Origin of the sequence: Parafannyhessea sp. LCP19S3_B1, from assembly GCF_052121955.1 — a bacterium.
Lineage (GTDB): Bacteria > Actinomycetota > Coriobacteriia > Coriobacteriales > Atopobiaceae > Parafannyhessea.
In genome coordinates this window covers 87,130-101,764 of sequence record NZ_JBQKDH010000009.1, presented here as the reverse complement: position 1 = coordinate 101,764, position 14,635 = coordinate 87,130, and the positions used below count along the sequence as shown (strand labels likewise).

Annotated in this window: 11 protein-coding genes; all 11 read left to right on the top strand. The window is 68.4% G+C overall.

Features of this window, described 5'->3' with window-relative positions; all coding sequences use genetic code 11:
• Window position 1 precedes the first annotated feature (1 nt).
• A complete protein-coding gene (locus ACTQWE_RS06455; RefSeq protein ID WP_170103627.1) occupies window positions 2–637 on the top strand; it encodes a uracil-DNA glycosylase in 636 nt (211 codons plus the stop codon).
• Window positions 638–639: 2 nt separating this feature from the next.
• Entirely contained in the window at window positions 640–1,158 is a 519-nt protein-coding gene (tsaE, locus tag ACTQWE_RS06450) for a tRNA (adenosine(37)-N6)-threonylcarbamoyltransferase complex ATPase subunit type 1 TsaE (RefSeq protein ID WP_441856738.1), read from the top strand.
• Window positions 1,159–1,197: 39 nt separating this feature from the next.
• Window positions 1,198–3,678 (top strand): tRNA (adenosine(37)-N6)-threonylcarbamoyltransferase complex transferase subunit TsaD, encoded by a 2,481-nt coding sequence (tsaD, locus tag ACTQWE_RS06445; protein ID WP_441856737.1) that lies wholly within the window; start codon window positions 1,198–1,200, stop codon window positions 3,676–3,678.
• 245 nt (window positions 3,679–3,923) lie between these two features.
• A complete protein-coding gene (locus ACTQWE_RS06440; RefSeq protein ID WP_441856736.1) occupies window positions 3,924–4,880 on the top strand; it encodes a transporter substrate-binding domain-containing protein in 957 nt (318 codons plus the stop codon).
• A 112-nt stretch (window positions 4,881–4,992) separates the two neighbouring features.
• Window positions 4,993–6,270 (top strand): amino acid ABC transporter permease, encoded by a 1,278-nt coding sequence (locus ACTQWE_RS06435; protein ID WP_441856735.1) that lies wholly within the window; start codon window positions 4,993–4,995, stop codon window positions 6,268–6,270.
• A 3-nt stretch (window positions 6,271–6,273) separates the two neighbouring features.
• Window positions 6,274–7,059 (top strand): amino acid ABC transporter ATP-binding protein, encoded by a 786-nt coding sequence (locus ACTQWE_RS06430; protein WP_441856734.1) that lies wholly within the window; start codon window positions 6,274–6,276, stop codon window positions 7,057–7,059.
• A gap of 3 nt (window positions 7,060–7,062) precedes the next feature.
• Window positions 7,063–8,493, top strand: a complete 1,431-nt coding sequence (locus tag ACTQWE_RS06425) for a M20/M25/M40 family metallo-hydrolase (RefSeq protein WP_441856733.1) — start codon at window positions 7,063–7,065, stop codon at window positions 8,491–8,493.
• 82 nt (window positions 8,494–8,575) lie between these two features.
• A complete protein-coding gene (locus ACTQWE_RS06420) occupies window positions 8,576–10,201 on the top strand; it encodes an amidohydrolase (protein WP_441856732.1) in 1,626 nt (541 codons plus the stop codon).
• Window positions 10,202–10,281: 80 nt separating this feature from the next.
• Window positions 10,282–12,213 carry an NAD(+) synthase gene (locus ACTQWE_RS06415; protein ID WP_441856731.1) on the top strand — a complete coding sequence of 644 codons (1,932 nt, stop codon included), beginning with the start codon at window positions 10,282–10,284 and terminating at the stop codon, window positions 12,211–12,213.
• 313 nt (window positions 12,214–12,526) lie between these two features.
• On the top strand, window positions 12,527–12,817 hold the full coding sequence (locus tag ACTQWE_RS06410) for a co-chaperone GroES (protein ID WP_090846803.1): 291 nt from the start codon (window positions 12,527–12,529) through the stop codon (window positions 12,815–12,817).
• A gap of 51 nt (window positions 12,818–12,868) precedes the next feature.
• The gene (groL, locus tag ACTQWE_RS06405) at window positions 12,869–14,509 is read left to right on the top strand and encodes a chaperonin GroEL (RefSeq protein WP_441856730.1); all 1,641 of its coding nucleotides are present in this window, start codon (window positions 12,869–12,871) and stop codon (window positions 14,507–14,509) included.
• The last annotated feature ends 126 nt before the right edge of the window (window positions 14,510–14,635 follow it).

Below are 14,635 nucleotides of genomic sequence, written 5' to 3'. Positions count from 1 at the left end.
GATGCCGGTCATGCGGATTCCCGGCCACGAGCACCAGCGGCCGGGCGAGGTGTCGCTGCAGGAGATCAGGGACGTGCTGGGAGACTGCCGCCTGTGCCCTCTGGCCCAGACCCGCACGAACATCGTGTTTGGCGTGGGCGACCCGCATGCCCGCGTCATGTTCATAGGCGAGGGGCCGGGCAGGAACGAGGACCTGCAGGGCGAGCCGTTCGTGGGTGCGGCGGGCCACAACCTGGACTCGCTGCTCTCGCTCGCGGGCCTCACGCGCGACCAGGTGTACATCGCGAACGTGATCAAGTGCCGCCCGCCGTCGAACCGCAACCCGCGGCCGGAGGAGATAGAGGCGTGCTCGCCGTTTCTGCGCGAGCAGATCCGCAGCGTGTGGCCGGACGTCCTGGTGTGCCTGGGCAACTTCGCCACGCAGTTCGTGCTGCGCACGGACAAGGGCGTCACGCACCTGCGCGGGCACGTGTACCAGACGGGGCACTTCGCGGTGGTGCCCACGTTCCACCCGGCGGCCTGCCTGTACCACGAGCAGTGGCAGCCGCTCTTGGAGCAGGACATCGCCATGGTGGGCGCGTGGCTGCGGGAGCACCCTGCGGCGCGGGCGGACCAAGATGCCGGAAGCAAGGAGTGACCATGGGCCAGATTGCGGCAAGGCGCGGCAGGGGCGAGTTCTTCTCGACCTCCGCGGAAGAGACCATAGGCCTGGGCGAGGCGCTGGGACGCGTGCTTCGTCCCACGGACGTGCTGGTGTTGACCGGCGACCTCGGCGCCGGGAAGACGCAGCTCACCAAGGGCGTCGCGCGCGGCATGGGCGTGACGGACGACGTGACGAGCCCCACGTTCACCATAGAGATGGTGTACGAGGGCTCGCGCATGCCGCTGTACCACTTCGACCTGTACCGCCTGGATAGCGCGGACCAGCTGGAGGACACGGGGCTGTTCGACGTGCTCGGCGCGGACGGGCCGTGCCTCATCGAGTGGGGCGAGCAGTTCTCGCGCGAGATCGGCGACGACCGCGTGGACGTGTTCGTGTCGCGCCTGGACGACGAGGTCGCTGGCGGCCAGGAGCCGCCGCGTGCCATCAGGCTCGTGCCGCGCAACGCCAGGGGAGAAGAGCTGCTCGACCGGCTCGACGCCGAGCTCGGGAACTGACTGACAAGGGGGCGCGCGACGCCCCGGGAAAGAGTGCACATGCAGACAGACAGCGCCACCAGCGACGTCACCGGCAACGGCGACCTCACGGTCCTTGCCGTCGACACCTCCACCGACATGCTCGCCTGCGCCGTCGCGCGCATAGGGGTGCAAGCGGACGGAGCCCGTGGCGTGGACGTGCTCGCCTCGGGCGACCACCTGTGCCGCCGCCACGCGAACGAGCAGCTCGTGAACACGGCGCTGGACTGCCTGTCCCAGGCGGGCCTTGCGATGGCCGACGTGGACGCCGTGCTCGTGGGCCGCGGCCCCGGCTCGTTCACGGGCGTGCGCATAGGCATCGCGACGGCAAAGGGGCTCGCGTGCGGCCTGGGCAAGGCGCTGTACGGCGCGTCGACCCTGGACGCCGTGGCGTGGGGCGCGTGGTCCGCCGGCGAGCGCGGGCTTCTGGCCGTGGTGGACGACGCGATGCGCGGCGAGGTCTACCCCGGCGTCTACCTGCTGGACGATGCGGGCGCGCACCGCACGTTCGACGCGGAGCGCGTCGTGAGGGCGGACGACGCCGTACGCGAGCTTGCGGCCCGCACGGACGCGGCCGAGCTCGCCCTTGCGGGCGACGGCCTGAAGAAGTACCGCGACCGCTTCGAGGCGGCCGGCCTTTCGCGCGTGCTGGACGAGTCGCTGTGGCACCCCACGGCGCAGGGCCTCGCACGCGCCTGGGCGGCGTCGGCCGCGCGCGGCAGCGGCGACCCGGCTCTGGTGCTGCCCATCTACACGCGCCTCTCTGATGCGGAGGAGAACGAGCGCAAGCGCCTGGGCCTCAAGGCCCCCGCGAGCGTCGAGGTCACCGGCGTGGACGACGCGCTGGCGGACAGGCACCTGCAGCTGCGCCCCATGTCCGTGAACGACCTGCCGGCCGTCGCGGCGCTCGAGAGCGAGTCCTACGCGGGCGCCGCCCACACGCCGTGGAGCGAGCGCATGTTCTACGACGAGCTCTCGCAGCCCGGTCGCAGCTGGTGGGTCGCGCACGACCTCGGCACCGTCATCGGCTTCGCGGGCGGCCAGCTCGCGGGCGACGACTTCGAGGTGACGGACGTCGTCGTCGCGCGCGACAGGCGCCGCCAGGGCATCGCCTCCCGCCTCGTGTCGCGCATCTGCTACGACGCCCACGTTCTGAACGCCGCAACGGCGTCGCTCGAGGTGGACGAGAAGAACGCGCCCGCGCGGGCCGCGTACGCCTCCCTTGGCTTCAGGGAGGCCGGGCGCCGCCGCGCGTACTACGGCGAGGGGCACGACGCGCTCATCCTCAAGGTGGCGCTGCCGCTCGCGGCGGACGCGGAGCACACGCTCGACCACGTGGAGCCGTCGGCCTCCATAAGGCCGTGGCCCATCCAGGTGGGGGAGCGCGACGCACGGGTGCGCGAGCGCCTCGCTGCCGCGGGCGACCTCGTGCTCTCGATCGAGTCGTCGTGCGACGAGACCGCGATGGCCGTCATCGACTCGCATGGCGAGATCTGCGCAAACGTCGTCGCCACGTCGATCGACTTCCACGCGCGCTTCGGCGGCGTCGTGCCCGAGATCGCGTCGCGCAAGCACGTCGAGGCGATCGTCGGCGTGTTCGAGGAGGCCATGGCCCAGGCCGGCCGCCACTTTGGCTGCGACACGCTCACGCCGCGCGACCTGTCCTGCGTCGGCGTCACGGCGGGTCCCGGCCTCGTGGGCGCCCTCGTCGTGGGCGTCGCGTTCGCCAAGGGGCTCTGCGCCGCGACGGGCCTTCCGCTCACAGCCGTGAACCACCTCGAGGGACACCTGCTCGCGAACCTGTTCGAGACCCCGGACCTCACGCCGCCGTTCGTGGCGAGCCTCGTGTCCGGCGGCAACACCATGCTCGTCCACGTGCGCGACTGGGGCGACTACCAGGTCCTTGGCGCCACGATCGACGACGCCGTCGGCGAGGCGTTCGACAAGGTGGCGAAGGCGCTCGGCCTCGGCTACCCCGGAGGCCCCGTCATCTCGAAGCTCGCGGCCAAGGGCAACAAGAAGGCCATCCACTTCCCGCGCGCCATGATGCACAGCCACGACTACCGCTTCAGCCTCTCCGGCCTAAAGACGGCCGTCATCACGTACATCGAGGGCGAGAACAAGGCCGGCCGCCCCATCAACCTGCCGGACCTTGCCGCGTCGTTCGAGGCCGCCGTCATCGACGTCCAGGTGTCGAAGGCGATGGCCGCTGTGGACGAGACGGGCGTCGCGGACTTCTGCGTCGGCGGCGGCGTCGCGGCGAACCCGGAGCTCCGCGCGGAGTACCGTCGCAAGTTCGGACGTCGCGGCGTGCGCGTCACCGTGCCGCCCATGGTGGTCTGCGGCGACAACGGCGCCATGATCGCCGTGGCGGCGCTCAGGAACTATCGCGCCGGCCAGTTCGCGGACCTCTCGCTCGATGCCAACCCCAACGCCAAGCTCGGCTGCTGGTCCTCGGGCGAGAAGCCCGTGGTGAGCGGCCCGTGGCCGCGCAAGGCGTAGCGCGGCACAAGGAAAACGCAAAAGTAATTTATGACCGGCCGACCTGCGACGTTTTGCATGCCGGCCGGTTACGCTGTTGTTACCGCTGACCCGTGGGGTGGCGTCGCGCCGCCAAACGGCGTATGGTTTCAGTGTGCACGTAGCTTTCTCGCATTAAGTTGCAAGGGGGAGGGGAATGGGTCCCCTCCGGTTGCGTTGCGCGGAAGGGGTCTTTTCACAGCTTGCCAAGGGAATCGAGGAACACCATGACCCAGAAGCACGATTTCGAGCTAATCAATCCGCAAACGAACGCGTCGGGACGCGATGCCGCAAGGCAGCTCTCCCGCCGTGGCTTCCTGAAGGTCTCCGGCATGACGGCCATCACCGCAGCCGGCCTCACCTTCCTCACCGCGTGCGGCCCCGCCGCGCAGGGCACCTCCGATAAGTCCTCCTCTTCCTCCTCCAAGTCCGACAGCGGCGTCCTCGGCGACGGCAAGACCCTGCGTGTCGGCATGGAGGCCGCGTACGCCCCGTACAACTGGCAGACCACGCAGAAGTCCGAGTACACCATTCCCATCGAGAACGTGGACGGCGCGTACGCGGACGGCTACGACGTCCAGTTCGCGAAGGTCGTCGGCAAGGCGCTCGGCATGAAGCCCGTCGCCGTCAAGATGAGCTTCTCCGGCCTGATCGACGCTCTCAACAACGGCCAGATCGACGTGATCATCGCCGGCATGTCCGCTACGAAGGAGCGCAGGCAGTCCATCGACTTCTCCAAGCCGTACTTCGTGGGCGGCTTCGGCCTCCTCGTGAAGAAGGACTCCAAGTACGCCAACGCGAAGTCGCTGGAGGACTTCTCCGGTGCCGCGGTCCTCGGCCAGAAGGACACCCTGCTCGACACCGTCATCGACGAGATTCCCAACGTCAACCACCTCACGCCGGTCGACTCCGTGCCCAACCAGCTGTCCCAGCTCGACCAGGGCACCTGCGACGCCATCACCTACAACACCGAGAACACCAACGGGTTCCTGCGCGCCAACCCCGACCTCGTCGCCATCCAGTTCGAGAAGGGCAAGGGCTTCAAGGAGACCGTCCCGGCCAACGTCGGCATCGCCAAGGGCCAGAAGAAGGTCCTCGCGAAGATCAACAAGGCGCTTGCGGCCGTCGACCAGGACACCCGCACCAAGATGTTCGACGCCGCCGTCGAGCGCCAGCCGTCGTAGGCCGTGCCGCATCGCGCATCGCGTTACTAGGTAGAGAAGAGCGTGCCCTCCCGCCCGCACCTGCGTGGCGGAGGGGCACGCATCACGCATTAGTCGCAAGGAGGTCGTGCCCATGAGCACAGCCCAAGGTGCGGAAGGCACCCCAAAGGAGAAGAGCAGGGGCCGTCTTGGCAGCTTCCTGCTAGAAGACCACCGCTACGTCCTTCTGGGGACGAGCGTCGTCGCCGTGCTCGGCATGTGGCTCTCGATGCAGCCGCGCTCGGCGCTCAGCTTCCTGGCGCCCGTGTACGCGCTCGAGGTCGTCATGTACTACGTGCTGCTCGCGTGGGTTATCGTGTCGGCGGTCGCGCTCGTGACGAAGCTCGCCAAGTGGCGCGATTACGCCCAGACGTCGCCGTTCGCTAAGCCGGCGGCACGCCGTGCCGAGCGTACGTGCTCCTACGTCGTCTGGCTTTTCTCGGCCGTGCTCTTCGTCGATCGCGCCGTCATGGGCTTCGTGTCCGTGGTGCAGGGCGCCGTCTCGTCCAACTCCAACCCCAAGGACTTCCTCAGCGCCATGGTGTACATGGTGTACAAGGGTCGCGGCATCTTCGCGCGCGGCATCGCCACCACCATCGAGCTTGCCGTGTTCGGCACCGTCATCGCGTTCTTCCTCGCGCTTCTGCTGGTGTTCCTGCGCCTGCAGCAGGTCGACCGTCCGGACAACGACTTCGTGCGCTTCCTCAAGGTCGTCGGCTGCGGGTTCGCCAAGGTGTACTCCGCCGTGGTCCGCGGCACGCCCATGATGGTGCAGTCGCTCATCATCTACTTCGCCGGGTTCGCGGTGCTTTCCGGCTCCGGCATGAGCACGAACGAGATCCGCGCCGTGTGGTCCACGTTCGTCGCCGGCCTCGTCACCATATCGCTCAACTCCACCGCGTACATGATGGAGGTCCTGCGCGGCGGCATCGAGGCCGTCGACCCCGGCCAGACGGAGGCGGCGCGCTCGCTCGGCCTCTCGCAGTGGCAGGCCATGAGCAAGGTCGTCTTCCCGCAGGGCATCAAGAACTCCATCCCGGCGCTGTCCAACGAGCTCGTCATCAACATCAAGGACTCCTCGGTCCTCTCGGTCATCGGCGTGTTCGACCTCATGTTCGCCACGACCACCGTCGCCGGCATCTACTACCGCCAGCTCGAGACCTACATCGCGGCGGCCGTGTGCTACCTCGTCCTCACCATGATCGCGTCGAAGCTCCTCTCCATGCTCGCCGTCCGCCTGGACGCCCCCGCCATGGGGCCGGCGCTGTCGTCGTCCGAGGTCAAGGTCACCACGGGCGTCGCCGGCAGCGCGAGCCAGACCATCAAGACCGAAATCGAGTCCGGACAGACCCAGCACAGGGGAGGCATGTAGGCCATGGCAGCAAGCAACACCGCGGGCACCGAGCCCGTCATCAGGATCGAGGGCCTGCGCAAGAGCTTCGGCGACCACGTCGTCCTCAAGAACATCGACTTCGACGTCATGCCGGGCGAGGTCGTCACCATCATCGGCGCGTCGGGCTCCGGCAAGTCGACGCTGCTGCGCTGCATCAACCTGCTCGAGACGCCCGATTCCGGCCACGTGTGGTTCCACGGCCAGGACCTCGCGGCGGAGCACGTGGACGTCAACAGGCTGCGCGAGAAGATCGGCATGGTATTCCAGGGATTCAACCTGTTCAACAACCTCAACGTGCTCCAGAACTGCACGCTCGCGCCCGTCACGCTGAAGAAGATGGGCAAGGCCGACGCCGAGGCCGAGGCGATGCGCCACCTTGCGGAGGTCGGCCTCGCGGACTTCGCGAAGTCCCCGGTCACGTCGCTCTCCGGCGGCCAGAAGCAGCGCGTCGCCATCGCGCGCGCCCTGTGCATGAGGCCCGACCTCATGCTGTTCGACGAGCCCACCTCCGCCCTCGACCCAGAGATCGTGGGCGAGGTCTTGAGCGTCATGCGCGACCTCGCGAAGGACGGCATGACCATGGTCGTCGTCACGCACGAGATGGAGTTCGCGAAGAACGTCTCGGACAAGGTGGTCTTCATGGACCAGGGCGTCATCGCGGAGCAGGGCGACCCGCAGCAGATCTTCACGAACCCGCGCATGCCCCGCACCCGCGAGTTCCTCTCGCGCTACCTGGAGGACAAGCCGGCAGAGGTGCGGGAGGCATAGCGCATGGCGTCCGTATGGCAGTTCTTCTCGCACGAGGGCGACTACGCGGACCTCAACGAGGCCGCCGTGTGCTCCCGCCTTGCGCAGGCGCTCTCCATCGCGACGGTGGACGGCCCCTCGCACGACGCGACGGACTGGTCCGCCTTCGACGAGCTGGGCGAGTTCTTCCGTAGGTCCTTCCCGTACGTGTTCGAGGCGGCGGAGGTCGAGAAGGTCGACCACTCGCTCATGCTCACGCTCCACGGGCGGGACGCCGGCCTCGACCCCGTCATGTTCATGGGTCACATGGACGTGGTGCCCGTCGTCCCCGGGACGGAGGACGACTGGGAGCATGGCGCCTTCGACGGCCACATGGACGACACGTACGTGTGGGGCCGTGGCGCCCTTGACATGAAGGACCAGGTCATGGGCGTGCTCGAGGCCGTGGAGTACGCGCTGCGCCACGGGTGGGAGTTCCGCCGCACGCTCATGCTGTGCCTGGGGCAGGACGAGGAGACCCTCCAGTCCGGCGCCCGCGCCATGGGGAGGCTCCTCGCAAGGCGCGGCGTGCGCCTGCACTTCGTGGTGGACGAGGGCGACTACCTCGTGACGGACCTCGCGCACCTTGGCGCGCCCGGGCGCCACTGCATGACGGTTGGCCTTGCCGAGAAGGGCTACGCCGACGTCCGCCTCGTCGTCCGGAGCGCGGGCGGGCACTCGTCCAACCCCTATGGCGGCACGTCGCTCGCGCACCTCGCGAAGGCGATCGACCGCGTGGCGAGCAGCCCCTGGCCGACCGAGCTCATCGAGGTCGACCGCACGATGCTCGCCGCGATCGCGCCGTACGTGACGGAGGGCCCGCTCGCGAGGCTCGTCTCGGGCGGCCGCGCGTCCATCGACGCCCACGCGCAAGAGATCGCGGACGTCTTCTATCGGGACCCGAGCCTGTTCCCGTTCGTCACCACCACGGTCGCGCCCACCATGATAGAGGGGTCGTCCCGCCAGCCCAACGTCATGCCGCAGGACATGAGCGCCACCATCAACTTCCGCATCCTGCCCGGCACGACGGTGGCGCAGGTGGAGGAGCGCGTCCGCGAGCTCGTGGACGGCCTCGGCGTCGAGGTGGAGCTCAAGGCGGACGTGTGCAACGACCCGTCCGGCACGTCGCGCGCGGACGGCGAAGGCTTCGCCGCGCTCCAGGAGGCGGCGTCGCGCTACTTCGCGGAGCCGGGCGACGGCTCGCCGCTGCCGCTCGTGCCGTCGCTCCAGACCGGCGCGACGGACGCGAGCATGTACGAGTGCGTCTGCGACAGCTGCCTGCGCTTCTCGCCCTTCGTCGCGGACGCGGACGAGGTGGAACGCGGCGTGCACGGTACGAACGAGCGCATCACGCGCCGCGCGTACCTGCAGGGCATCAGGTTCTTCGTGCGCCTCATACAGCAGGCGCTGCTGTAGGGACGCTGCCGTAGGCGCGTGTGGGTGCCGTCTTGCCACGGCGTCCTCCGCGCCGCACTCACACGTAGGAGGTCAAGGGCCCATGGGTTCTCTGAGCGTCGTCATGTCAAACCACGTCTTCCTGGGGCAGGGGAGCCCGGACGTCCGCGCCGCCCTCGTGATCGAGGGCGACACCATCCGCGCGGTCGCGTCGCCGGAGCACCTGGCCCACGTCGTGCCGGAGGGCGTGCCCGTGCGCGACTTCGGCGACGCGTTCATCTGCCCCGGCTTCCACGACGCGCACCAGCACGTGTTCCACACGTCGCTCTTCCGCAGCGACCTCGCGCTCTCGTACGCGGGCACGAGTGAGAAGGACTGCGTCCGCAGGCTGCGGGAGTTTGCGGCGGACCACCCCGGCGACGGCTGGCTCCTGGGCCAGGGCTTCCGCTCCGCGCTCTGGGACCCGCCCGTCCCGCCGACGCGCGCCTCGCTCGACGAGGCGTTCCCGGACCGTCCGGTCTGCATGTACGAGGGAGACCTCCACACGCTGTGGGTCAACACGCGCGGTCTTCGGGAGCTCGGCATCACGGACGACACCGTTCCGCCGGCGGGCGGCTTCTTCGATCGCGACGAAGACGGCCACCTCACCGGCGTCATCCACGAGGCGGCCGGCATGTACTACGTGTCGAAGGTGTTCGCGAGCCTGCCTCGGCAGGGCGTGCTCGACGCGTACCGCGACTACTTCCGCATGAGCCTCTCGCAGGGCATCACGAGCGTGTGCGACATGGCGCTCTGCGCCATCCCGGGCACGGACTTCGTGTACGACGACATCTACCGCGAGCTTCTGGACGCGGGGCAGATTCCCATGCGCGTGCACCTGTACCCGCAGAACGTCGGCACGTTCGAGCGCGTAGAGAGCCTGCAGGCAGAGTTTCGGGGCAAGATGGTGCGGGTCCCGGGCACGAAGCAGTTCTTCGACGGCATCTCGAGCGCGCACACGGCGTGGCTGCACGAGCCGTACGCGAACCCGTACTTCCCGGGCGACTGCGGCAGGCCCACCGTCGATGCGGAGGTCATGCGCTCCTATGTGATGGAAGCCGCGCGCCGCGGCATCGCCACGCGCATCCACACCATAGGCGACAGGGCCGTCAGCACCGCCATCGACATCTTCGCGGAGGCGCGCCGCACGTACGGCCGCCCGCGCCAGGGCATGAACGCGATAGAGCACATCGAGAACCTCACCCCCGCGGACGTGGAGGCCATGGCCAGGATCGACCTCGTCGCGTCCGTCCAGCCGCAGCACGTGGTGATAGACGTGACGCAGCCGGAGCGCGACCTGGGCCCGGAGCGCGCGTCGTTCATGTGGCCGTTTGCAAGCTACGCCCGAGCGGGCGTCACCATGGCGTTCGGCACGGACTCGCCGTGCGTGCCCGACAGCGCGATGCAGGTGCTCAGCTGCGCCGTCACGCGCGAGGTGCCGCAGACCAACCAGCCGTCCGGCGGCTGGCTTCCCCAGGAGCGCATATCCATGCCGCGCGCGATCGACGCGTACACCCGCGGCAGCGCGCGCCTCGTGGGCCGCGAGCACGAGCTCGGCACGCTCGCCGCGGGCAAGCTCGCGGACTTCGTGGTGCTGGATACCAACCTCGTCACCGCGGACCCGGAGCGCATCCAGGACGTCGCGACCGTCGCCACGTACGTCGGCGGCGTGCCGGTGTGGGAGGCATAGCCCCGCAAGTTGGCATATGCTGTCTGTGACGGCACGCGCGGACGGCGCCCGCGCCACGAGCGCTCGCGAAAGGGGAGTTCATGCAGGACGGATTCGTAAAGGTCGCGGCCCGGACCCCGGAGGTCCGCGTGGCCGACGTCGACTTCAACGTCAAGGCCGTGGTGCAAGAGGTGCGCGAGTCCTTCTCGCTCGACGGCGCCCGCGTCATCGTCCTGCCCGAGCTCGCGCTCACGGGCTACACCTGCGAGGACCTGTTCTGGCAGGACGCGCTTCTGGACGCCGCCGAGAAGGGCGTGGCGGACGTGGCCCGGGCCACGTCGCGCGTGGACGCCCTCGTGCTGGTGGGCGCGCCCGTGCGCGCGGGCGGCAAGCTGTACAACTGCGCCGTCGTCCTTGGCCGCGGGCGCGTCCTCGGCATCGTGCCGAAGCGGCACATTCCCAACTACAACGAGTTCTACGAGGCGCGGCACTTCTGCGCCGGCCCCCTCGACGTGACGCGCATCGACTTCGCGGGGCAGCGGGGCGTACCGTTTGGCGCGCGCCAGCTGTTCGCGTGCGACAGCATGGCGAACCTCGTCGTCGCGGCGGAGGTGTGCGAGGACCTGTGGGTGCCCGAGCCGCCGTCCATCGCGCACGCGCTCGCCGGCGCCACCGTGCTGTGCAACCTGTCCGCGTCGAACGCGATCGTCGGCAAGGCGGCGTACCGCCGGAGCCTGGTCGCGGGGCAGTCCGCGCGCCTCGTCGCGGGCTACGTGTACTGCAGCGCCGGCTGGGGCGAGTCCACGCAGGACCTCGTGTTCTCCGCGCACGACATCGTGGCGGAGAACGGCAGCGTGCTCTCGGAGGGCAGGCCGTTTCGCGAGGCGCGCGCCACGAGCGAGGTCGACGTCGACATGCTCGCGGCGGAGCGCCGCCGCCTGAGCACGTTCGTGACCGCGCCCTCCGGCGAGGCCGCCGGCTACGTGGTCACGCCCTTCTCGCTCGAGGCGGAGCCTACCGACCTCACGCGCTGGGTGGATCCGCACCCGTTCGTGCCGTCGGACGCGGCGCAGCGCACCGCGCGCTGCGAGGACGTGCTCTCCATCCAGTCGTTTGGCCTGGCAAAGCGCATGGCGCACACGCGCTCCAAGGCAGCCGTCATCGGCGTGTCCGGCGGGCTGGACTCCACGCTCGCCCTGCTCGTGACCGCGCGCGCCTTCGACATCCTGGGCATGGACCACTCCGGTATCGTTGCCGTCACCATGCCGGGCTTCGGCACCACGGAGCGCACGCACGGCAACTCGGAGGTCCTGGCCGACGCGCTGGGAGCGACGCTTCGCGAGGTGAGCATCACGAAGGCGGTGCGCCAGCACTTCGCGGACATAGGGCACGACGAGAAGGACCACTCCGTCACGTACGAGAACGCGCAGGCACGCGAGCGCACGCAGATACTGATGGACGTCGCGAACCAGGTGGGCGGCCTCGTGGTGGGCACGGGCGACCTGTCGGAGCTCGCGCTGGGCTGGGCCACGTACAACGCGGACCACATGAGCATGTACGGCGTGAACGCGTCCGTCCCGAAGACGCTCGTGCGGCACCTCGTGCGCTACGTGGCGGACACCACGGAGTCGGACGCGCTCTCGGAGGTGCTGCTCGACGTGCTGGACACGCCCGTCTCGCCGGAGCTTCTGCCCGCGGAGGAGGACGGCACCATCGCGCAGCGCACGGAAGACCTCGTCGGCCCGTACGAGCTGCACGACTTCTTCCTGTACCAGGTGCTGCGCCGCGGCTTCCCGCCGCGCAAGGTGTACCGCCTCGCGCGCTACGCGCTGGGCGACTCCTACGATGACGAGACGATCCTCACGTGGCTGCGCACGTTCTACCGGCGATTCTTCTCGCAGCAGTTCAAGCGCAGCTGCCTGCCGGACGGGCCGAAGGTCGGCTCCGCGGCCGTGTCGCCGCGCGGCGACCTGCGCATGCCGTCGGACGCGTGCTCCGCGCTCTGGCTTGCCGAGCTGGAAAAGCTGTCGTAGCGTCCGCGGCGCCGGCGCGCGGCTCCCGGCGCGGAGCCTTGCGCGGGCGACCTCGCCCCGCCGCCATCTTTATGAACCAAGACGCATGTCGGCCCGGCTTTGTGCCGGGCCGCGTGCTTATGTCGCCAGAAACATGCACATGCGTTGCCCCATGCGAGAAAATCTAAGTGCCGCCTGTAAGATTTTTTCTCTTTTGTTGTATAAGGGTTGGGTTCTGGGTAGAATTCAGAACGTCAGATAGGCGAGAGGGGGTGCAAGCCCCTTCAGATACCAAGAGACGTGCAGGTACGCACGATAACGGGAGGTTTTGACCATGACTCTTAAGCCGCTTGGTGACCGCGTTCTTGTTAAGCCCGCTCCCAAGGAGGAGAAGACCGCTTCCGGCCTCTACATCTCTTCCGGTGCTCAGGAGAAGCCGCAGCGCGGCGAGGTCGTCGCCGTCGGCGCCGGCAAGCTCAACGACAAGGGCGAGCGCATCGTCCCGGACGTCAAGGTTGGCGACCAGGTCTACTATGGCAAGTTCGGCGGCAACGAGGTCAAGGTCGACGGGGAGGACTTCCTCCTGCTTCGTGCCGACGACATCTACGCGATCATTACCGAGTAGCCGGCAGGCTTTGCAGGACATCCCACAAACGAGTGACATCGGAGGATAAGAATGGCTAAGGACATTGTTTTCGGCACCGACGCACGTGCCAAGCTCGCCAAGGGCGTGAACACCCTCGCTGACGCCGTCACCACCACGCTTGGCCCCAAGGGCCGCTACGTGGCGCTGCAGCGCTCCTACGGCGCCCCCACCATTACGAACGACGGCGTGTCCGTCGCAAAGGAGATCGAGCTGAAGGACCCGATCGAGAACATGGGTGCCCAGCTCGTGAAGGAGGTCGCCACCAAGACGAACGACACCGTCGGTGACGGCACCACCACCGCGACCCTGCTCGCCCAGGTCATCGTGAACGAGGGCCTCCGCAACGTCGCCGCTGGCGCCAACCCCATCGCGATCCGTCGCGGCATCGACAAGGCCGTCGACGCCGCCGTCTCCGAGATGAAGAAGATGTCCGCCGACGTCTCCACCTCCGAGCAGATCGCGTCCGTCGGCACCATTTCCGCCGGCGACCCTGCCATCGGCCAGAAGATCTCCGAGGCCATGGAGGTCGTGGGCAAGGACGGCGTCATCACCGTCGAGGACTCCCAGACCTTCGGCATCGACATCGACACCGTCGAGGGCATGCAGTTCGACAAGGGCTACATCTCCCCGTACTTCGCCACCAACAACGACACGATGACCGCCGAGCTGCAGAACCCCTACATCCTGATGACTGACCAGAAGATCAGCAACATCCAGGACATCCTGCCCGTGCTCGAGGCCATCCAGAAGAGCGGCTCGCCGCTGCTCATCATCGCCGAGGACGTCGACGGCGAGGCCCTGGCGACCCTGATCCTCAACAAGCTCCGTGGCACGCTGAACGTCGCCGCCGTGAAGGCCCCCGGCTACGGCGATCGCCGCAAGCGCATGCTCGAGGACATCGCCATCCTGACTGGCGGCCAGGTCGCCATGAAGGAGCTTGGTGTCGAGCTGACCGACGTCACCGCCGAGATGCTCGGCCGCGCCAAGTCCGTCAAGATCACCAAGGACAACACCACGATCGTGGACGGCGCTGGCTCCAAGGAGGCCATCGAGGACCGCATCTCCCAGATCAAGGGCGAGATCGAGCACACCGACTCCGACTTCGACAAGGAGAAGCTGCAGGAGCGCATGGCCAAGCTGTCCGGCGGCGTCGCCGTCATCAAGGTCGGCGCGGCTACCGAGGTCGAGCTGAAGGAGATCAAGCACCGCATCGAGGACGCGCTGCAGGCAACCCGCGCCGCCGTCGAGGAGGGCATCGTCGCTGGTGGCGGCGTCGCGTTCCTGGAGGCCGCGAAGGCTCTGGACGGCGTCGAGGCCGCTGACGCAGACGAGCAGATCGGCGTCGAGATCATCCGCAAGGCCCTGACCGCACCGGTCAAGACCATCGCGCAGAACGCCGGCTTCGAGGGCTCCGTCGTGGTCGAGAAGATCAAGACCCTGCCCGAGGGCGAGGGCCTGAACTCCGCCAACGGCGAGTGGGGCAACATGATCGAGATGGGCGTCCTCGACCCCGTCAAGGTCACCCGCACCACGCTCCAGAACGCCGCCTCCGTCGCGTCCCTGATTCTCATCACCGAGGCAACCGTCTCCGATGAGCCGAAGGACACCACCATCGAGGAGGCCATCTCCGCTGCGGCCGCACAGGGCGGCCAGGGCGGTGGCATGTACTAAGGCCATTCGCTAGGCGATAGCGTCCGGTCCCGGATTCCCACGGCATGTTTGCGGGGGTCCGGGACCTCTTTTTGTATGCGTGTCGGTCGAGTCGGCCATTGCGGCTCGCATATGGCCGTTAAGCGG

Coding starts and splice junctions, on each gene's coding strand:
- tsaD (WP_441856737.1), top strand. CDS start 1,198: ATGCAGACAGACAGCGCCACCAGCGACGTCACCGGCAACGGCGACCTC.
- ACTQWE_RS06410 (WP_090846803.1), top strand. CDS start 12,527: ATGACTCTTAAGCCGCTTGGTGACCGCGTTCTTGTTAAGCCCGCTCCC.
- ACTQWE_RS06435 (WP_441856735.1), top strand. CDS start 4,993: ATGAGCACAGCCCAAGGTGCGGAAGGCACCCCAAAGGAGAAGAGCAGG.
- ACTQWE_RS06420 (WP_441856732.1), top strand. CDS start 8,576: ATGGGTTCTCTGAGCGTCGTCATGTCAAACCACGTCTTCCTGGGGCAG.
- groL (WP_441856730.1), top strand. CDS start 12,869: ATGGCTAAGGACATTGTTTTCGGCACCGACGCACGTGCCAAGCTCGCC.
- ACTQWE_RS06430 (WP_441856734.1), top strand. CDS start 6,274: ATGGCAGCAAGCAACACCGCGGGCACCGAGCCCGTCATCAGGATCGAG.
- ACTQWE_RS06455 (WP_170103627.1), top strand. CDS start 2: ATGCCGGTCATGCGGATTCCCGGCCACGAGCACCAGCGGCCGGGCGAG.
- ACTQWE_RS06425 (WP_441856733.1), top strand. CDS start 7,063: ATGGCGTCCGTATGGCAGTTCTTCTCGCACGAGGGCGACTACGCGGAC.
- ACTQWE_RS06415 (WP_441856731.1), top strand. CDS start 10,282: ATGCAGGACGGATTCGTAAAGGTCGCGGCCCGGACCCCGGAGGTCCGC.
- tsaE (WP_441856738.1), top strand. CDS start 640: ATGGGCCAGATTGCGGCAAGGCGCGGCAGGGGCGAGTTCTTCTCGACC.
- ACTQWE_RS06440 (WP_441856736.1), top strand. CDS start 3,924: ATGACCCAGAAGCACGATTTCGAGCTAATCAATCCGCAAACGAACGCG.